General features: G+C 21.1%; 18 protein-coding genes and 2 tRNA genes. 12 read left to right on the top strand and 8 right to left on the bottom strand.

The annotated features are described in order from the left end of the window. Window positions 1–3: 3 nt before the first annotated feature. The 7 genes from holA to GJT88_RS01500 all read left to right on the top strand — a co-directional run bounded on the left by holA (window position 4) and on the right by GJT88_RS01500 (window position 9,398). On the top strand, window positions 4–1,032 hold the full coding sequence (holA, locus tag GJT88_RS01530; protein ID WP_168895183.1) for a DNA polymerase III subunit delta: 1,029 nt from the start codon (window positions 4–6) through the stop codon (window positions 1,030–1,032). A 31-nt stretch (window positions 1,033–1,063) separates the two neighbouring features. Beyond that, window positions 1,064–2,923: a penicillin-binding protein 2 gene (mrdA, locus tag GJT88_RS01525; protein ID WP_168895182.1), complete on the top strand. Its 1,860-nt coding sequence runs from the start codon at window positions 1,064–1,066 to the stop codon at window positions 2,921–2,923. 33 nt (window positions 2,924–2,956) lie between these two features. Next, the gene (gene rodA / locus GJT88_RS01520) at window positions 2,957–4,048 is read left to right on the top strand and encodes a rod shape-determining protein RodA (RefSeq protein ID WP_168895181.1); all 1,092 of its coding nucleotides are present in this window, start codon (window positions 2,957–2,959) and stop codon (window positions 4,046–4,048) included. A 105-nt stretch (window positions 4,049–4,153) separates the two neighbouring features. After that, window positions 4,154–5,248, top strand: a complete 1,095-nt coding sequence (gene serC / locus GJT88_RS01515) for a 3-phosphoserine/phosphohydroxythreonine transaminase (protein ID WP_168895180.1) — start codon at window positions 4,154–4,156, stop codon at window positions 5,246–5,248. Between the two features lie 34 nt (window positions 5,249–5,282). Further along, the gene (gene aroA / locus GJT88_RS01510; RefSeq protein WP_168895179.1) at window positions 5,283–6,575 is read left to right on the top strand and encodes a 3-phosphoshikimate 1-carboxyvinyltransferase; all 1,293 of its coding nucleotides are present in this window, start codon (window positions 5,283–5,285) and stop codon (window positions 6,573–6,575) included. A gap of 342 nt (window positions 6,576–6,917) precedes the next feature. Then, window positions 6,918–8,576: a 30S ribosomal protein S1 gene (gene rpsA / locus GJT88_RS01505; protein ID WP_168895178.1), complete on the top strand. Its 1,659-nt coding sequence runs from the start codon at window positions 6,918–6,920 to the stop codon at window positions 8,574–8,576. Between the two features lie 171 nt (window positions 8,577–8,747). Further along, window positions 8,748–9,398 (top strand): MBL fold metallo-hydrolase, encoded by a 651-nt coding sequence (locus tag GJT88_RS01500; RefSeq protein ID WP_168895177.1) that lies wholly within the window; start codon window positions 8,748–8,750, stop codon window positions 9,396–9,398. Window positions 9,399–9,526: 128 nt separating this feature from the next. On the opposite strand, the gene GJT88_RS01495 is transcribed toward GJT88_RS01500, so the two are convergent. From GJT88_RS01495 to rmuC, 4 genes are all read right to left on the bottom strand, one after another. Continuing rightward, complete coding sequence (locus GJT88_RS01495; RefSeq protein ID WP_168895176.1) at window positions 9,527–10,699, bottom strand: porin; 1,173 nt, start codon at window positions 10,697–10,699, stop codon at window positions 9,527–9,529. Window positions 10,700–10,833: 134 nt separating this feature from the next. Beyond that, window positions 10,834–12,237 (bottom strand): asparagine--tRNA ligase, encoded by a 1,404-nt coding sequence (gene asnS / locus GJT88_RS01490; protein ID WP_168895175.1) that lies wholly within the window; start codon window positions 12,235–12,237, stop codon window positions 10,834–10,836. Between the two features lie 157 nt (window positions 12,238–12,394). After that, window positions 12,395–13,216, bottom strand: coding sequence for a TatD family hydrolase (locus GJT88_RS01485; protein WP_168895174.1), 822 nt, complete (start codon window positions 13,214–13,216; stop codon window positions 12,395–12,397). A gap of 19 nt (window positions 13,217–13,235) precedes the next feature. Further along, window positions 13,236–14,588 (bottom strand): DNA recombination protein RmuC, encoded by a 1,353-nt coding sequence (gene rmuC / locus GJT88_RS01480; protein ID WP_168895173.1) that lies wholly within the window; start codon window positions 14,586–14,588, stop codon window positions 13,236–13,238. Window positions 14,589–14,738: 150 nt separating this feature from the next. Here rmuC and GJT88_RS01475 point away from each other — a divergent pair. After that, window positions 14,739–14,812, top strand: a tRNA-Ile gene (locus GJT88_RS01475). Window positions 14,813–14,819: 7 nt separating this feature from the next. Continuing rightward, window positions 14,820–14,892 (top strand) — tRNA-Ala (locus GJT88_RS01470). Window positions 14,893–14,912: 20 nt separating this feature from the next. On the opposite strand, the gene GJT88_RS01465 is transcribed toward GJT88_RS01470, so the two are convergent. Further along, a complete protein-coding gene (locus GJT88_RS01465; protein ID WP_168895172.1) occupies window positions 14,913–15,155 on the bottom strand; it encodes an oxidative damage protection protein in 243 nt (80 codons plus the stop codon). A gap of 69 nt (window positions 15,156–15,224) precedes the next feature. On the opposite strand from GJT88_RS01465, the gene trmB reads away from it, so the two are divergent. Continuing rightward, the gene (gene trmB, locus GJT88_RS01460; protein ID WP_168895171.1) at window positions 15,225–15,935 is read left to right on the top strand and encodes a tRNA (guanosine(46)-N7)-methyltransferase TrmB; all 711 of its coding nucleotides are present in this window, start codon (window positions 15,225–15,227) and stop codon (window positions 15,933–15,935) included. On the opposite strand, the gene hemW is transcribed toward trmB, so the two are convergent. The 3 genes from hemW to ruvX form a co-directional block, all read right to left on the bottom strand. Continuing rightward, window positions 15,936–17,087, bottom strand: coding sequence for a radical SAM family heme chaperone HemW (hemW, locus tag GJT88_RS01455; RefSeq protein WP_168895170.1), 1,152 nt, complete (start codon window positions 17,085–17,087; stop codon window positions 15,936–15,938). It abuts the gene before it with no gap. A gap of 9 nt (window positions 17,088–17,096) precedes the next feature. Further along, window positions 17,097–17,657, bottom strand: coding sequence for a YggT family protein (locus tag GJT88_RS01450; RefSeq protein ID WP_168895169.1), 561 nt, complete (start codon window positions 17,655–17,657; stop codon window positions 17,097–17,099). Between the two features lie 117 nt (window positions 17,658–17,774). Further along, window positions 17,775–18,209 (bottom strand): Holliday junction resolvase RuvX, encoded by a 435-nt coding sequence (gene ruvX / locus GJT88_RS01445; RefSeq protein ID WP_168895168.1) that lies wholly within the window; start codon window positions 18,207–18,209, stop codon window positions 17,775–17,777. Window positions 18,210–18,488: 279 nt separating this feature from the next. Between ruvX and rpsJ the strand changes: the two genes are divergently transcribed. Together rpsJ and rplC are read left to right on the top strand one after the other, a co-directional pair. Then, on the top strand, window positions 18,489–18,800 hold the full coding sequence (rpsJ, locus tag GJT88_RS01440) for a 30S ribosomal protein S10 (protein ID WP_168895167.1): 312 nt from the start codon (window positions 18,489–18,491) through the stop codon (window positions 18,798–18,800). A 42-nt stretch (window positions 18,801–18,842) separates the two neighbouring features. Beyond that, the gene (gene rplC, locus GJT88_RS01435; RefSeq protein WP_168895166.1) at window positions 18,843–19,490 is read left to right on the top strand and encodes a 50S ribosomal protein L3; all 648 of its coding nucleotides are present in this window, start codon (window positions 18,843–18,845) and stop codon (window positions 19,488–19,490) included. Window positions 19,491–19,507: the final 17 nt, after the last annotated feature.

The following is a 19,507-nucleotide window of genomic DNA, read 5'->3' as shown; positions in this document are numbered from 1 at the left end:
TTAATGACAATGAATAATTTTTTTTTAAACAAATTTGATAATTGTATTTATAATAAAAAATATTTTTGTTATATAATTACTGGTAGTGAATTCTTCTTTATAAGAAGAAGTATCGATATTTTATTTAGAAAATTAAATAAGTTGGAATATATAAAATGTAATTCTATTATTATAGATATAAATATAGACTGGAGTTATATTTTTTCCAAATTTTCTACAATGGATTTTTTTTGTAAAAAACAATTTATACATTTAATTATTTTAGATAAAAAAATATTATTAAAATATCAAAGTAAACTAATGTATTTAACTAAATTAGTTCGTAATACAAATATACTAATTTTAGAAATAAATAATGAAACAAATCAAAATATTGATAATATAATAAAAAATATTATAAATAATAACGATTATATTTTTTTAAAAAAATATAATAAATTAAGTAATACTAATTTAGCTAATTGGATTAAATATAGAGTTCAGCAATTAAATTTGTTAATCGATAATAATATTTTAGATTTGTTACAATATTTTTGTTCAGGTAATTTAAATTTTCTAAATCAAATTTTAACCTCTTTTTCTTTAAAAGAAAAAGATAATCATGTTACTGTAGATATGATTTTTTCATTTATTAATAATACTAAATATATAAAAAATAATGACTTAATTAGTTCTATTCTATCAGGTAATATACAAAATAGTATTAATATAATTAATAAAATTAAGTATATGCAAGAAAATCCATATATTATTTTAAATAAATTACAAAAAAGTATTATTTTACTTTTAAAAATATATAGAAGTATAAAAAAATATTCTATAGAAATAGTTTTTAAAAAATTTTTTATAATTTCAATAACTAAACAAAATTTATTTAAAATCATTCTGAAAAGAATTAATAGTCATAAGTTATATTTATTAATTAAATTATTATTAGAAATAGAAATAAAAATAAAGTCTTTTCAAACAAATAATTATATAGAAAAATATTTCTGGATAGATTTAGAAAAATTAGTTTTTTTATTTTTATAAAATATTAGAGTTATAGGTAAAATAAGCAATAATGAAATCACGTCAGGATTTTTTACAAAATTACAAAATAAGACTAGAAATATTCTCTAAAAGAATATTAATCTCAATACAAATATCCTCATTACTATTAATTGTTTTAATATATAATTTATATAATTTACAAATTACAAATTTTAATAAATATAATATAAGAGCTAAAAAAAATTATACTAAAAATTTATATGTAGAACCTAGTAGAGGGTTTATATATGATAGAAATGGTGTCCCATTAGCAATTAATAAAATAAATTATCAATTAGAAGTAATTCCTAATAACATTAAAAATATTTCAAAAACTGTTACAGATTTATACAAAATTATAAAATTTAATAATTCTAAAGAAAATATAATTACTTTTTTAGAAAAAAAAAAAAAACATGACCAATTTATACCAGTAGTATTAAAAACAAATTTAACTGATATTGAAATTGCTAAATTTTCTATAAACAGATATAAATTATCTGGAGTATATTTACAAATATATCAAAAACGTTTTTATCCTTATAAAAATGCATTTTCGCATGTTATTGGTTATGTATCAATAATTTCTTCTAAAGATGTAAAGAATTTAAAAAAAAAAAATATATCTAATAGATATTTTTCTAATGTTTTAATAGGTAAAACAGGAATTGAAAAATATTATGAACATTTTTTACATGGAGAGAAAGGTCATAAAAAAGTTGCTATAAATAGTAAAGGTGATATTATATATACAATTTATAAGAAAAAACCATATAGTGGACATGATATTTATTTAACCATTGATTTAAAATTACAAAAATATATTTATTCATTAATGGCTGATAGTCGTTCTGCTGTTATTATAAGTAATCCTAAAAATGGAAATATTCTAGCTATGGTATCTACACCTAGTTTCAATCCTAACATATTTATTAATGGATTAAATCGAAAAAATTTAAATATTTTGTTAAATAATCCTAATAAACCTCTTATTAATCGTACTATTCAAGGAATATATCCTCCTGCATCAACTATTAAACCATACTTATCTTTAACTGCTTTAAAATTAAATTTAATAGGAAAAAATACAATTTTATTTGATCCAGGATGGTGGAAAATTCCTAAAACTAATAAATCTTATAAAGATTGGAAAAAAAATGGTCATGGGTATTTAAATGTTATAAAAGCATTACAAGAATCTTCTGATTCTTTTTTTTATCGTATAGCTTATGATTTAGGTATTAATAAAATTCATGATTGGATGGTTAAATTTGGTTATGGACAATTAACAAATATTGACTTGTATAATGAAAAATTAGGAAATATGCCTACAAAAAAATGGAAAATTAAAAATATTCAAGCCCCATGGTATATAGGTGATACTATTTCTGTAGGTATTGGACAAAGTTATTGGAATGCTACTCCTATACAAATGCATAATGCGTTAATAATTTTGATTAATAATGGGGTTCTTTCTAGATTACATCTTTTAAAAAAGATAATAGCAAGCAATAATGTTTATTATTACAAACCAAAACATCAAAAAATTATAAGTACTCCAATTAATATTTGGAACATAATTAAACATGGCATGTATAATGTAGCTAATAAAAAAAAAGGAACTATGTATACATATCTTCATTCTACAAAAAATTATAAAATAGCAGCAAAAACTGGTACTGCTCAAGTTTTTAGTTTAAAAAATAAAAAAATTTATAATATTAATACTATTGAAGAAAGATTAAGAGATCATAAACTTGTTATTGCTTTTGCTCCTTTTAATAATCCTATAATAGCAATGACAATTATTATTGAGAATAATAATAGTCATAAAATATTAATAGGTGTTACTACCAGAAAAATTTTTGATTATATTTTAAAAAAAAAATAATTTCTTAACTTAAAATATATTTTTAAAATAACTATGTTAATAAAAAATGTAAAAAAATTTATGTACTCAAAATTACATACAGATCCCATCTTAGTGATATTAATTATATTAATTTTAATATTAAGTCTTATAATCACATCAAGTGTTTGTGGCATACATTATAATTTATTTAGAAATAAATTAATCCAAATTTGTATAGGTTTAGTAGTTATGATGATAAGCGCACAAATTCCGCCATATATTTATAAAAAAGGATCTGTTTTATTTTATTTATTCTGTGTCATTTTATTAATAATAGTACATATTATGGGCCATACATCAAAAGGGGCTCAAAGATGGTTAGATTTGGGTTTTCTTAAATTTCAACCATCAGAAATAGTTAAAATAGCAGTACCACTAATAATTATGCATATTATTAATGATAAATATCCTATTGATATAAAAACATTCTTTAAAACTATAATTATTATTTCTATACCTTGTATTTTAGTAGCGAAACAACCTGATTTGGGTACTGCAATACTTATTAGTATGTCTGGATTAATTGTATTATTTTTGTCTGGATTATCTTGGTTAATTATTATTAATAGTTTTTTATTATTAATAATTTGCACTCCCGTAATATGGTTTTTATTACTACATGATTATCAAAAAGAAAGAATTTTAATTTTATTAAATCCAGAACGAGATTTTTTAGGTAAAGGATACCATATTGTTCAATCTAAAATAGCAATTGGTTCTGGAGGTTTATTTGGCAAAGGATGGAAATATGGCACACAAACACAATTAGGTTTTTTACCAGAAAAATATACTGATTTTATTTTTTCTGCATTAGCAGAAGAATTTGGTTTCTTAGGGGTATTATTAGTAATTACTTTATACACATTATTAATATCAAGAGGATTATATTTAGCATTACAAACAAAAAATCTTTTTGGAAAAATAATGATTAGTGAAATAATATTAATTTTTTTCTTATGTGTATTTATCAATATTGGGATGGTGAGTGGGTTAGTTCCGGTTGTAGGAATTCCGTTACCTCTAATTAGTTATGGAGGATCATCTCTTATAGTTTTTATGGCTAATTTTGGAATTGCAATGTCTATTTATACACATGATAAATAGTTCTTAAAAAAATTTTAAAAAATCATTTAATATTTACAATTTTTTTAAAAAATTTGCTTTTAAATATATTAATATAATAATTTTATAAAAATAGGTTAATTATAAATGAAAAAAATATTTAATTTTAGTCCAGGTCCTGCTTCATTGCCTATAGAAGTTTTAAAACAAGCACAAAGTGAATTATTAAATTGGAATAAATTAAATATATCGGTAATGGAAATTAGTCATCGTAATAAGAATTTTGTTCATTTAATTGAGGAAATTAAAGATGATTTACGTGAATTAATTAAAATTCCTTTAAACTATGATATATTATTTTGTCAAGGAGGTGCTAGAACACAATTTTCTGCTATACCAATGAATTTATTATATTATAATCAGAATGCGGATTACGCTAATATTGGGCATTGGTCTAGTAAAGCAATAGAAGAAGCTAAAAAATATTGTATACCTAATATAATTAATACGGTTAAAATTAAAAATAATCTTTATTATATTAAAAAAATGCAAAATTGGGATTTAGATAAAAACTCAAAATATTTACATTATTGTTCTAATGAAACAATAGAAGGTCTTTCTGTAAATGAAGAACCTAATTTTAAAAATAAAATTGTCATAGCAGATTTATCATCTTCTATTCTAACAGAAGAAATAAATATTAATAATTATAGTATGATTTATGCTAGTGCTCAAAAAAATATTGGTCCAGCAGGATTAACAATAATCATCATAAAAAAAGATTTAATATCTAAAAATAAGAAAAAACGTAAAGAATTACCTTCTGTATTAGATTATCAAATTATATCAAAATATAATTCCATGTTTAATACCCCCCCTACATTTTCATTGTACTTATCTGGATTAGTATTAAAATGGTTAAAAAAAATAGGAGGAGTAAAATATATTAGTAATATAAATAGGAAAAAAGCAAAATTATTATATAATACTATAGATAGAAGTAATATTTATACAAATAAAATCTCAAAACATAATAGATCAATTACAAATGTTGTTTTTCATCTACCTAATACTAATATGGAAAAAAATTTTTTAAAAAATTCAGAAAAAAATGGATTATATTATCTTAAAGGACATAGTATTATAGGAGGAATAAGAGCATCTATATATAATGCTATGCCTATAGAAGGAATAAAAAAATTAATAAATTTTATGAATGATTTTGAAAAAATGTATTCATAAGTGTTATTATAAATTTAAATTTTAAAAGACATTTATGAAAAATATTTTAACACTTCCATCTGTAAATAAAATCCAAGGTTGTATTAAGTTGCCCGGGTCAAAAAGTATTTCTAATAGAGCATTATTATTGTCTTCTTTAGCACAAGGAACTACAAAATTAATTAATTTACTTAATAGCGATGATATTCATCATATGTTAAATGCATTAAAACTATTAGGAATAAAATTTACTTTATCATGTAATAACAAAATATGTACAATTATTGGAAATAATGGAATTATTAAACCAAAAAAACAATTAGAATTATATGTTGGAAATGCAGGTACAGTAATTAGACCGCTAACAGCACTATTATCATTAAATGATAATTGTGATATTGTTTTAACTGGAGAGCCTCGCATGAAAGAAAGGCCGATAAAAGATCTTGTTGATACTTTAAGATATGGCGGAGCTAAAATAAAATATTTAGAGAAGAAAAATTATCCTCCTATATATTTAGGAGGAGGATTTACAGGAACAAAAAATATACAGATAGAAGGATCTATTTCCAGTCAATTTTTAACTTCTTTATTAATTATTTGCCCTTTAATAGAACACAATACTTCAATAACTATCAAAAATAATTTAGTATCAAAACCTTATATTGATATAACAATTAAATTAATGGCTATCTTTGGGATAAAAGTTAAAAATAATAATTATAAAAATTTTATAATTACTGGAAAACAAAAATACATCTCTCCCGGAGAATATATAATAGAGGGTGATGCTTCTTCTGCATCATATTTTTTATCTGCTGCAGCAATAAAAGGAGGTAAAATTAAATTAATAAATATTAATAAAAATAGTATTCAGGGAGATATAAAATACGTAACTATTTTACAAAAAATGGGCGCAATAATACATTATGGTAAAAATTATATTAGTTGTACTCGTAATATCTTAAATGCTATTAATATGGATATGAATGATATTCCTGATGTAGCAATGACTATTGCTGTTACTGGTTTATTTGCGAATGGAGTAACGACTATTAAAAATATTTATAATTGGCGTGTCAAAGAGACTGATCGTTTAACAGCAATGAGTAATGAATTAAAAAAAACTGGTGCTAATGTGATAACAGGAAGAGATTATATTGTAATTACTCCTCCAAAAAATATTAAAAAAGCTATAATTGAAACTTATAATGATCATCGTATGGCCATGTGTTTCTCATTATTATCATTATCTAATAATTTAGTAAGTATTATTAATCCTCAATGTGTTAATAAAACATATCCAAATTTTTTTAAAGAATTTAAAAAAATTTGTTTTTATAATTAATATTAAATTTAAAAATTAAAAATATTTAATATAAACATATTTTTAAATTTGTTTAATTTATTATTATAAAATTTGTTCATACAGTTGCAGAAAAATATTATTAATGTTAACGTTAGTAACTATTATTTATATAATAAATATATTTATATTACTGGAAACTATAATTTAATGTTTATTAAGAAAATAAATTATTTATAATATAAAATATTTTATTTATAATGAAAATAAATTTAAGTTTTAAATTATATTTAATTCTCATAAATGGATTATATGAGTTATTTAAAAAATAATACTTAATATGATTTAAGTGTATATTTATTTAAAATATTTAAAAGTACTAATATGACTGAATATTTTGCTCAATTATTTGAAAAATCGTTAAAAAATAAAATTGTTAATATAGGATCTATAATACCGGGTAAAGTCATTTCTATTGAAAAAGATTCGGTTTTAGTTGATGCTGGGTTAAAATCGGAAGCGTTAATTCCGATTGAACAATTTAAAAATTCGAAAGGTAATATTGAAATTAAAATAGGAGATATTGTTGATTTGGCTTTAGATGCCATAGAAGATGGTTTTGGGGGGACTATTCTTTCTAGAGAAAAAGCTAAAAGACATGAATCATGGTTAATGTTAGAGCAAGCTAATGTCAATAATACTAATATTATAGGCATAATTAATGGTAAAGTTAAAGGAGGTTTTACTGTAGATTTAAATGGTATTAGAGCTTTTTTACCTGGTTCTTTGGTAGATATTAGGCCAATTAGAGATACCTCACATTTAGAAGGTAAAGAATTAGAATTTAAAGTGATAAAATTAGATCAAAAACGTAATAATGTTGTTATATCTCGAAAAGCAGTAATAGAATTAGAAAACAGTGTAGAAAGAGATCAATTACTTAATATTATGTATGAAGGCATGGAAATTAAAGGATTAGTTAAAAATTTAACTGATTATGGAGCTTTTGTAGATTTAGGTGGAGTTGATGGATTATTACATATCACTGATATGGCTTGGAAAAGAGTGAAACATCCAAGTGAAGTTGTAAGTATTGGAGAAGAAATCTTAGTTAAGATATTAAAATTTGATAAAGAAAAAACTCGAGTATCTTTAGGATTAAAACAATTAGGAGAAGACCCTTGGGTTTCTATTTCTAAACGTTATCCAGAAAATAGTAAATTAATAGGACGTGTAACTAATTTAACTGATTATGGCTGTTTTGTGGAAATTGAAGAAGGGGTAGAAGGTTTAGTACACGTATCGGAAATGGACTGGACAAATAAAAATATTCACCCCACAAAAATTGTAACTGTAAATGCTGAAGTAGAAGTAATGGTATTAGATATTGATGAAGAAAGAAGAAGAATTTCTTTAGGGATAAAACAATGTACTTTAAATCCATGGCTTGAATTTGCAAAAATTCATAAAAAAGGAGATCATGTTCAAGGAAAAATAAAATCCATAACAGATTTTGGTATTTTTATTGGTTTAAATGGAGGTATTGATGGTTTAGTACATTTATCTGATTTATCTTGGATTTATAATGGTGAAGATGAAGTATGTAAATATAAAAAAGGAGAAAATATTACAGCTATAGTTCTTCAAGTTGACTCTGAAAGGGAGAGAATTTCTTTAGGGATAAAACAATTAACTGAAGATCCTTTAAATTACTATTTTAAAAAACAAAAAGAAAAAAAATTTGTTACTGGTATTATCACTAATATTGATGAAAAAAATATAAAAATAAAATTTTCTGATGGCATTATAGGAAATGCCAAATTATCAGAACAAAAAAATTGTAAAATTGATAATATTTTTAAATATTTTAAAGTAGGAAATTCTGTGGAAGGAAAAATTAATAATATTGATCGTAAAAATAGAATAATAAATATTATTTTAAATATGAAGAATATAGAAAATAAAAGCATTAAAAAAAATAAAAAAGACAATAATTTTTCTAATGTAATGGCTGAAGCTTTTAAAGCTGCTAAATGTGAATAATTTAAAATATATTTTTAGATCATTCATTATTCTGGTTGGGAATTTTTTTTAAAAAAATGATAATATTTTGGATTTATATACTTAATAATTTATATTATAAGTATATGTTTTTATAAAATTTAATTAATTACAAAATTTTGATTTTATTATTAAATTGTTAATATAAATTGTATGAACTATATAATAATACCTGTTACTAATTTTAGCCAAAATTGTTACATCATATGGTGTAAAAAAACATTACATACTGCAATTATAGATCCTGGAGGGGAATATAAAAAAATTATTAATGTTTTAGCGAAAAATAAGAATTTACATATAAAAAAAATATTAATAACACATGGACATTTAGACCATATTGGGGCTGCTTATATTTTATCTAAAATTTATAAAGTACCTATTTTAGGTCCGCATAAAAAAGATATTTTTTGGATAAAAAACATTAAATTACAAAAAGAAATTTTTCAATTACCTGAATGCATATTCAAAAACAATATATGGTTAGAACATAACCAAATTATTTTTGTTGGAAACTTTTTTTTAAAAATATATCATTCTCCTGGACATACTCCTGGACATATCATTTTTTTTAATAAATTAAATAATATTTTATTTTCAGGAGATATTATTTTTAAAGGAAGTATTGGAAGAACAGATTTACCGAAAAGTAACTACAATGATTTATTAAATTCAATAAAAAATAATATACTTTCATTAAGTTCTAATAATATAACTATTTTACCTGGTCATGGTAAAATTACTAATATTTATCAAGAAATTTTATCTAATCCCTTTTTAAAATTTTATAAAAATAAAATCTAGCAAAATAAATCTTAAACTAACCATCTCATAAAAAAATTTTTCAATATAAATAAGTAATTCAATTAGAGATAGTTAGTAATTTTATTAAAAATAAATATAAATAATTTAATATTTTTTAAAAAATTAATTTAAAGTTTAAAATGATAAACTAAACCAAATCCTAAAACATTACCATTAAAAATTCTATTATTTTTTATATATTCATTATTATTGTTTAATAAGTTAATTTTATAACCAAGAGATGCTGATAAGTTTTTATTAACCATATATGTTGTACTGATAGTAAAATATTTTGATAAATCTACAATACCACCTATATAATTTTTTCCAGAAGGTATATTGTAACCTTGTGATTGTATATATGAAACAGTTGTTTTAAAATTTTTATTAAATTTATATTGTCCAATAATTTCTAAATTTTTAATATTTTCTCCAAATAACATATTAAATTTACTATTTTGATCTATATATATTAGTCCATTATATGAACCACTAAAAACAGTAGCTAAATAAAGATTATTTTTACTATATTTTGCCCCAAATGCGTAACCATTAACATCTTTTAATTTAGAATTATCGTTATCATTATTATTAATATGTTTATTAATTGAAATGTTATTTAATAATTCATCATCCTTCATTCTTGAAGATTTAAAATAAGCACCAATAATACTAACTCCAGTATCTTTTATACTATATTCTATAGAAGCACCTAAACCAGCATTATTTTTTTCCAAAATATTTGTACTATTATTATTTGCCCTTTGATATTGTATAGCAATATTTAATCCTGGAATTAGATCAAAAAAATTTTTATTTCTATATGTTAATATATTATTTGCTCTTCCAAACATAAAAAGATCATTATGATTAAACATAACATTACTATTATCTAAAAAAGGGTCTTTATCTATATAGGAAGTTGAATCATATAATATTCCATAATTTCTTCCATAATCTATAAAATTATTTTTATTTAATTGTAATCCTATAAAACCTAAACGTATTGAAGGATTGATATCTTTATTTATTTCTGTTTTATTAGCAGGTAAACTTAATTCTATTTGAGCAAAACTATTTATATTATTTCCAATAATATTGGACATTCCTTTTAAACCAAAAATGAAATTAGATTTAACATCTTCTTTTGAAAAATTAGTATTTTTTTTCGAAACTAAATTTTGAAATTTTAAAAACATATATGAATCAATTTTATTTTTTTGTTTATAAAACCCATTAGCATTTGCAATATTTACAAAAAAGAAAAATAAAACCATAATTTTTAATATATTATATTTCATAAATTTTCTATTCCTATAAATGATATATTATTATTTATATTAATTAATTATTCAATTAATAAAAATGATTTAAATTATCTTTTAATAAAAAAAATAATTAAAAAATTATTAGTTGTTAATTTCTATGAAATATTTTAAAAATTAGCATTATATGGAGTTCTTGGGAATGGCATTATATCTTTTATATTATATATTCCTATAATATAAGATATTAAACGTTCAAATCCTAAACCAAATCCAGCATGAGGGACAGTACCATATTTTCTTAAATCACGATACCACCAATAATCATTTTTGTTTAATCCACATTCTTTTAATCTTTCATCTAGAATTTTTATTCTATCTTCTCTTTGTGAACCACCAATGATTTCTCCTATATCCGGGAATAATAAATCCATAGAAGCTACAGTTTTTTTATTATCATTTAAATACATATAAAAAGCTTTGATATTTTTAGGATAATTAAAAATAATTACCGGCCCCTTAAAATACTTATTTACTAAATATTTTTCATGTTCTATTGATAAATCTTCACCCCAATTAATCATACGGGAAAATTGACTTTTATTTTTTTGTAATAATTCTACTGCTTCAGTATATTTTATAATATTAAAACTATTTAATAAAATTTTATTCATTTTACTTACAAGATCATATTTTGTTTTTTTAGATAGAAAACCTAAATCATCTTCATTATTATTTATAACATTTTCAAATATATTTTTTAACATTTTTTCAATAAAACAAATAATATCTTTTAAATTTGCAAAAGCTATTTCCACTTCTAACATCCAAAATTCAGCTAAATGACGATTAGTGTTAGAATTTTCAGCTCTAAAAGTAGGCCCAAAGGTATATACTTTAGACATAGAACATGCATATACTTCTAAATTTAATTGCCCCGAAACTGTTAAAAAGGCCTCTTTTCCAAAAAAATCTTTTTTAAAAAAAGAAGTATCTTTTTTATTATTTCTCAAATTTTCTAAATCTAGAGTAGATACTCTAAACATTTTACTAAAACCTTCAGTATCTAAAGTAGTAATTAAAGGAGTATTAACCCAAAAAAAATTTCTTTTATGTAAAAAATTACGAATATACATTCCTACATTATGTTTAATTCTAGTAATACTACTTATAATATTTGTTCTAGGACGTAAATGTAATACTTTTCTTAAATACTTGAGAGTATGTTTTTTAGGAGATATTGGATAACTTTCTGGGTTTTTTACCCATCCTATAATTTTTATTGTTAAAGCATGTAATTCATACACTTGCAACTTTTTTGGCGAAAACTGTAATTTTCCTTTAACTTTTAAACAACATCCACTATTTATTAATAAAATTTCATTTTTATAATTGACTAATTTTTGACTGGCAATAACTTGAATATCATTCAAACATGATCCATCATATAAATTAATAAAAGATATACCTAACTTAGAATGTCTTCTATTACGAACCCATCCTCCTATTGTAACTATAGTATTAATTTTTATTTTTTTTTTTATTAATTGAGATATACTAGAGATCAAACACATAATTATTTTTCTCTTTATTAAATTTCATAGAATCTCTATTCTATATAAAATAAAATAAAAAAAACTATATTTTTAACGAATAATCAAAAAATTAAATTAAAAAATAATTCCTAATAAGACCAACACTATGCTTAATCAATTATATATTGTTATATATTTAATTACAATTATTTTTTTTTAAATTTAAAAAAATACGTGCATTATATTCAGTTTTTTCCTTTAATTGAAAAAAATTTTCTTTTCTTAATACAGATATCTTTTTTAAAAGATTAGGTAATAATGAAGGTTCATTTCTGCCATTAAACTGTTTATAAATTAAACTATTAGTTGTTTTAAACAATAAAAAAGGAGAATCAGTTTCTACTAATAATTTATTTTGAGGAATTAGTCGGATATTATTAATAAAATCATTTCTATATTTTTTATTAAAAAATAATTCTGATATCCCTATATATAGATTCATATCTAAACACTGTTTTAATTCATATTGATTGCCAGAAAAACAATGTATTACTGCCTTAGGAATCTTATGAATCCAAGATTTTAGTATTTTTATAAAAATTTGAAAAGCATTACGACAATGTAGATATATAGGAATAGAATAATATGATGATAACTCTAATTGATAATGAAAAGCAAATAATTGCTGCTTTATAGAAGAAAAATTACGATAAAAATCTAAACCGCATTCTCCTATCGCAACAACATTATTATACTGAATTAATTTGTTAATGTGTTCTATTGTTTTATAATCCCATAAACCCGCATAATGCGGGTGTATTCCTACTGTAGACCAACAATAATTTTTATATTCTTGTGTTATTTTGTACGCATTATAACTATCTTTTATATTACAACCAACTATTAACATTCCTTTAATACCATTATTTATAGCTCTACTAATTACATTTTTTTTATCATTAAAAAATTGTTTGTTTGTTAAATTAACACTAATATCAAACATAATGAATAATTCCATATAATATCTTTAAATATTTTTAATTTTTTTTTATTATATTTTGATTTATTTTATTAACTACCTTAATTCCTAAATTTCTAAAATTTTCAGCTTGTGAAACTATATTTCCTCTTCCTGTACATAATTTTTTTATAATTAAATTATAATTATTTTGTAATTTATTTAAATTTTTTTCAAAAATATACATATCATCAATAAATAATTTTATCTTATCATATAACTTTGTCGCTTTATGAGCTATTAATAATGAATTTTTGTTTTGTTTTTTTTCATTCCATAAATTATTAATAGTTCTTAAAGCAATCATTAATGTAGTTGGACTAGCTAACATTATATTTAGTTTTAAAGCTTTATATAAAAGAGAAGGTTTGGTATTCATTGCTAATGAAAAAGCAGACTCTATAGGAATAAACATGATAACATAATCTAACGTTTTAATATCAGATAAATTTTGATAATTTTTATTACTTAATAATCGTAAATGGTTACTAATAGCTAGTATATGATCATTCAATGCTTTTTCTCTTTTTTTTTCATCATTAGTATTAAAATAACGTTCATAAGCAATCAATGTCATTTTAGAATCTATAATAATTTTTTTACTATTAGGTAAATTAATTATTATATCTGGTTGTATTTTTTTTTCTTCTGAAGTTTTAATTATTTTCTGCATTTCATATTCATAACCTTTTCTTAATCCTGATGAATCTAAAATTTTTTTTAAAATTAATTCACCCCAAATACCTTGTATTTTATTATTTCCTTTTAAGGCATTTGTTAAATTAACAGCTTCCTGAGAAATATTCATATTTAATTTTTTTAAACTATTTATTTCATAAGTTAATATTTTTCTGTCTAAAGATTCTTGATTTAAATTGTTTTGTAATTGATTATGAAAAAATTCTAATTGTTTTTTAAAAGGATTAATTATATTTTTTATATTCTGTTTATTATAATTATGTATGCGGGTTTCACTTTTTTCTAAAATATTATTAGTTAAATTTTCAAATTTAGTTTTTAAAAAAAGATCATTATTAGTTATTAATTTTTCTTTTTTATTAAAAAAAATGATTGTATCATCTAGTTTTGTTGTAACTTCTCTTATTTTTAATTTTAAATCAGAAATAATAGCTAACTGTTTCAAAATTGTATTACTTAAATTTTCATTCTCTATTTTAACAGATTTTAAATATTCTATTTGTTCTTTTTGCCTTGCTAATTGAATTTCTAATTGTTTATTTTCATTTTCTGTTATCAGATATTTTTTAAAAATATTTTTTTGATTTTTTTTTACAAAAAAAAATATTATAATAAAAAAAAATAGTTCTATTAAAAGTAAAATAATAAAAATAGTATTTTTTAAAAAAAACACTTTATTATAACCTTATAGTATATAATAAGTAATGATTATTTATATTATAAAAATATAAAAAAAATTTCTATAAAAAATAATATATTTAAGTTGACTTTTATTATTAAGTATGAATAAATTATTTTATAATTACTTTTAAATCCAATAGATAGGCTTGTAGCTCAGTTGGTTAGAGCACACCCCTGATAAGGGTGAGGTCGGTGGTTCAAGTCCACTCAAGCCTAAAAATAAGGGGCTATAGCTCAGATGGTAGAGCATCTGCTTTGCACGCAGAGGGTCAGCGGTTCGAACCCGCTTAGCTCCATAAGAATATTTTTTACGCAGTTATTTTTTTTGATGTTTAAAAAGAAAATTAATCATTTCTCTTTCTAAAAAGAGAATATGTTTTTTTATAGTCATATTTAATTTTTTTTCATTAATTAATTTAGTTTGATTAATTAACCATTTTCTCCACGCTTTTTTGGATATATGAAAGAATATTATTTCTCCTATGTTTCCTGGATATACTTTATTATTTAGTCCTTCTTTTTGAGATTGGTAATAAACACAAAAAATTGTTTTTGGCATTAAATTTTTTCCCATACTATTTAGTTTTATTAAAAAATATATTAATTTGGATAATTACTATTTATTATAATGAATGTAAAAATTATGAAACATATTCAAAGTTTTTGTTGCCGTTATAGAAAATTAACAAAATTACAAAAAAATATTTTCAAAAAATACTTCAGTTTTTTTAGTATTAATTATAAAAAAAAAAATATAAATTTCAATAATATTTTTCATAATCAAAAATCTATTATTTTAGATATTGGTTTTGGTATAGATAATAATATTATTCAAAATACTATAAATAATCCTCAATATAATTTTATCGGAATAGAAGTATATATACCTGGAATTATTAATTGTTTGAAAAAAATTTTGATAAATAATTTAAATAATCTAAAATTAATTTATTATGATGTTTTTTATATATTTAAATATATGATCCCTGCTAATTCAATAAAATTAATTCAATTATATTTTCCTGACCCTTGGCCTAAATTAAAACATAAAAAAAGAAGATTATTAAATTTAGAATTTTTAAAAATTATTTTTTTTTCATTGAAAAAAAATGGATTATTGTATGTAGTAACAGATTGCCAAGATTATAATAATAATATTATGTCTTCTATTAATAAAATTAATCGAAATAATAATAAATATTACATATTATTTTCTCAAGAATATAGAAAAATATATAAAAATTTTAATAAAATAATTTTTAAAAATAGTTTTTTATATAAAGCACAAAGAAAAAATAAAATAATTTATTATTTAGAATATAAAAAAATATCATTTTAATTAAATAAAAATTTCTAATAAATCATTTAAAAATAAATGCCCCTTTGTAGTAAGAATCCAAAAATCATTATTTTGTTGTAAATATCCTAATTTTAAAGCTTTTTTTATAAAAGAATCAATATGTGCAACATTGATTCCTGTTTTATTCATAAATTCTTTTTTATAAATTTTATTATATACACGCAAACGATTTAAAAAAAATTCAAATATTTTTTCATTATTTAATATTTTTTTTTTTGATAATAAGAAAGAACCTTTTATGTATTGTTTTATATTATAATTTTTGACGGTTCTAATTATATTTCCATTTAAATCAATTAATTTTCCATGAGCAGAACACCCAATTCCTAAATAATTACCAAAATACCAATAATTTAGATTATGTTTACATTTATCATTTTGATTTCTTATAAAAGATGAAATTTCATATTGCATATATTTTGCTTTTTTAAAGATTTTTTCCCCTTGTATAAAAATCTTCCATAAAAAATCGTCATTTAATAAATCTTTAGGAGGATATTGCCCAAAAATAGTATTTTTTTCAATAGTTAATTGATACCATGAAATATGATTAGGTTTAAAAGAAATAGCTTGATAAATATCATCACATGCATTTTTTAAAGTCTGTCCAGGTATACCATATATTATATCTAAATTAATTTTTAATTTTTTTTTTTTATTAAACATTCTAATAGCATTTATTGCATCTTCAGCAGTATGCAATCTACCTAAACTTTTTAAACTAGAATTATTAAAACTTTGAATACCTAAGGAAAAACGATTTATACCACTTTTTATATAAGTAAGAATATTTTTTTCAGAAATAGAAGAAGGATTTATTTCAATAGTAATTTCGGATTCTTTTTTAACATGCACTATATTTTTTATTTCAGATAAAAGGTAACTTATTAATTTCGGATTTATTAAACTTGGTGTTCCACCTCCTAAAAAAATATTTTCAATACAAATATCATGACCAGTATATAATAAATCACTTTTTAAATCTAATAATAAACTATTTATATATTGATTTTGTATAATTTTTTTATTTTTTAAAAAACGAAGAGAGTAAAAATCACAATAAGGACATTTTTTCAAACACCAAGGAATATGAATATATAAACTGTAACAATTATTATTCAAATTAATCATATGATAAATCTATATTAAAAACCAAAATTGAGGAAAAAAATGTATTCCTACAAAATTTAAAAAATATAAAGTAGAATTAATTATATAAGGTATAATATTTGTATCATAAGTCATTGGAAATCTATTTTGTATTGGCTCTAAAATACTATTTGTTAATTTTTGTAATATATAATTAAGATCATTATTTTTAACATAAATCCAATTAGAAATTAAATGAATTGTCATTAACCAAAAAACTAAATATCCAAATGATTTAAATAAAGTAAGAAAAGTGACAAATATATAAAAAATAAAATTATGATTAAATAAACTTTCCATTTGCAATAAAACTAATATAGGATATTTTAAAAATGCTAAAAATAATAATATAAATAAAGATATTAATTCGTTATTTTTAATATTGGGGAAAAAACTTTGAATATATTTAATTATTGGCTTTGATATTGAAATAATAAATTGTGCGAAAACATTATAAATATCATTAATTGCCCAATACATCCAAACTCTAAATAAAAAAATTAAAATTAAAATTTCAACCAAATTTTTAAATAAAAAAGTTAATACTAGCATGATTTCCTCAAATCTTACAGAGATTTTATATTATAAAAAAATTTTTTTATAATAATTTTATAAAACACTGTTTTCTATGATACAAAAATTATTATTTTTTAATTAGGTAAAATTTAATTACTGATTATTTTCAAACCAACTTTGTAAAATAATAGATGCTGATAAAGAATTAATATTATTTTTTTTAAGATTTTTCCATCCCCCATGGGCAAATAAAATACATTTAGCTTCAATTGTACTTAAACGTTCATCATGTAGTTCTACATCTAGATTAAATTTTTTTTCTATACAAAAAGCAAATTTTTTAGCTAAAATAGTAATGTTTTGCGAACTTCCATCCATTTGTAATGGTAATCCAATTATTATTTTTTCTGGATTCCATTTATTTATTAAATTATCAAATAAAATCCAATCAATTTCCCCTGATTTTTTATTTTTAATAACTCGTAACATATGAGCTATTTTTATTAAACTTTGTCCTACAGCAACTCCTATATTTTTCGTTCCATAATCAAAAGCTAACAGTGTTATGTTATTATGTTTTTTTTTCATATTAAAATATATTATATAGTTAGTATAAAATTATCAAATATTTTAATTATTTTTATAAATATTTTATTTTTTAAAAATTTTATATGTAATAAATGAAATAAAATTTTATATTTACTTTTTTAATTTTATAAATGAAAATATATTGCTTTATTTATACTTTATAAGTCATAATAGTAAAATTATCATTTTTTTTTGATAAAAAATATAGGTTCCTCTTGATATTTTTTTAATTTATAGAGGATTATTTTAATTTTATAAACAGGAGGCTCTGGTTTAATAATGCAAAACCAAAGAATCCGTATTCGTCTTAAAGCATTTGATCATCGTTTAATTGATCAATCAACAGCAGAAATTGTTGAAACTGCTAAGCGTACTGGTGCTCAAGTTCGTGGTCCTATTCCTTTACCAACTCGCAAAGAGAGGTTTACAATATTAATATCTCCGCATGTAAATAAAGATGCCAGAGATCAATACGAAATTCGTACTCATAAACGGTTAGTTGATATTATAGAACCTACAGAAAAAACTGTAGATGCATTAATGCGTTTAGATTTAGCAGCTGGAGTTGATGTTCAAATTAGTCTTGGTTAGAAAAAATTTGATTGTATAATAATATTAAGGATATACATAGTAATGATTGAATTAATCGGTAAAAAAATGGGTATGACTCGAATTTTTACTGAAGATGGGATATCTATTCCTATAACAGTTGTTCATTTTGAAAATATTCGTATTACCCAAATTAAAACTATTTTAAATGATGGATATAATGCTATTCAGATGACTACGGGAACCAAAAAAACTAATCGAATGAATAAATCTGAAATGGGACATTTTGCAAAAGCCAAAACAGAAGCAGGATATGTTTTATGGGAACATCGTCTTTCTATTAAAGATAAAGATAAAAAAAATTTTTTTGTAGGACAAAAAATAACTCTTAATATTTTTAAAAAAATAATAAAAGTAGATGTTACAGGTATATCAAAAGGAAAGGGTTTTTCTGGTACTGTTAAAAGATGGAATTTTAAAACTCAAGATGCTAGTCATGGAAATTCTCTTTCACATAGAACTCCTGGATCTATTGGACAAAATCAAACTCCAGGAAAAGTTTTTAAAGGTAAAAAAATGGCTGGACACTTAGGTTGTCAAAGAATTACTATACAAAATTTAAATATTGTTAAATTAGATATTGAAAAAAATTTATTATTAATAAAAGGAGCTATTCCCGGATATACAGGAAGTAATGTAATTGTAAAACCATCAGTTAAAAATACAATTTAAAAAATTTAAATATATTA

The sequence above is a fragment of the Enterobacteriaceae endosymbiont of Donacia tomentosa genome (assembly GCF_012571135.1).
Taxonomy (GTDB): Bacteria; Pseudomonadota; Gammaproteobacteria; order Enterobacterales; family Enterobacteriaceae.
Note: the sequence above shows the minus strand (reverse complement) of the source record. Positions and strands in the feature narration are given on the sequence as shown.

What these genes read in the sequence shown, in the direction of transcription:
- holA (WP_168895183.1), top strand. Translation starts at nt 4, where the DNA reads ATGACAATGAATAATTTTTTTTTAAACAAATTTGATAATTGTATTTAT.
- mrdA (WP_168895182.1), top strand. Translation starts at nt 1,064, where the DNA reads ATGAAATCACGTCAGGATTTTTTACAAAATTACAAAATAAGACTAGAA.
- rodA (WP_168895181.1), top strand. Translation starts at nt 2,957, where the DNA reads ATGTTAATAAAAAATGTAAAAAAATTTATGTACTCAAAATTACATACA.
- serC (WP_168895180.1), top strand. Translation starts at nt 4,154, where the DNA reads ATGAAAAAAATATTTAATTTTAGTCCAGGTCCTGCTTCATTGCCTATA.
- aroA (WP_168895179.1), top strand. Translation starts at nt 5,283, where the DNA reads ATGAAAAATATTTTAACACTTCCATCTGTAAATAAAATCCAAGGTTGT.
- rpsA (WP_168895178.1), top strand. Translation starts at nt 6,918, where the DNA reads ATGACTGAATATTTTGCTCAATTATTTGAAAAATCGTTAAAAAATAAA.
- GJT88_RS01500 (WP_168895177.1), top strand. Translation starts at nt 8,748, where the DNA reads ATGAACTATATAATAATACCTGTTACTAATTTTAGCCAAAATTGTTAC.
- GJT88_RS01495 (WP_168895176.1), bottom strand. Translation starts at nt 10,699, where the DNA reads ATGAAATATAATATATTAAAAATTATGGTTTTATTTTTCTTTTTTGTA.
- asnS (WP_168895175.1), bottom strand. Translation starts at nt 12,237, where the DNA reads ATGTGTTTGATCTCTAGTATATCTCAATTAATAAAAAAAAAAATAAAA.
- GJT88_RS01485 (WP_168895174.1), bottom strand. Translation starts at nt 13,216, where the DNA reads ATGGAATTATTCATTATGTTTGATATTAGTGTTAATTTAACAAACAAA.
- GJT88_RS01465 (WP_168895172.1), bottom strand. Translation starts at nt 15,155, where the DNA reads ATGCCAAAAACAATTTTTTGTGTTTATTACCAATCTCAAAAAGAAGGA.
- trmB (WP_168895171.1), top strand. Translation starts at nt 15,225, where the DNA reads ATGAATGTAAAAATTATGAAACATATTCAAAGTTTTTGTTGCCGTTAT.
- hemW (WP_168895170.1), bottom strand. Translation starts at nt 17,087, where the DNA reads ATGATTAATTTGAATAATAATTGTTACAGTTTATATATTCATATTCCT.
- GJT88_RS01450 (WP_168895169.1), bottom strand. Translation starts at nt 17,657, where the DNA reads ATGCTAGTATTAACTTTTTTATTTAAAAATTTGGTTGAAATTTTAATT.
- ruvX (WP_168895168.1), bottom strand. Translation starts at nt 18,209, where the DNA reads ATGAAAAAAAAACATAATAACATAACACTGTTAGCTTTTGATTATGGA.
- rpsJ (WP_168895167.1), top strand. Translation starts at nt 18,489, where the DNA reads ATGCAAAACCAAAGAATCCGTATTCGTCTTAAAGCATTTGATCATCGT.
- rplC (WP_168895166.1), top strand. Translation starts at nt 18,843, where the DNA reads ATGATTGAATTAATCGGTAAAAAAATGGGTATGACTCGAATTTTTACT.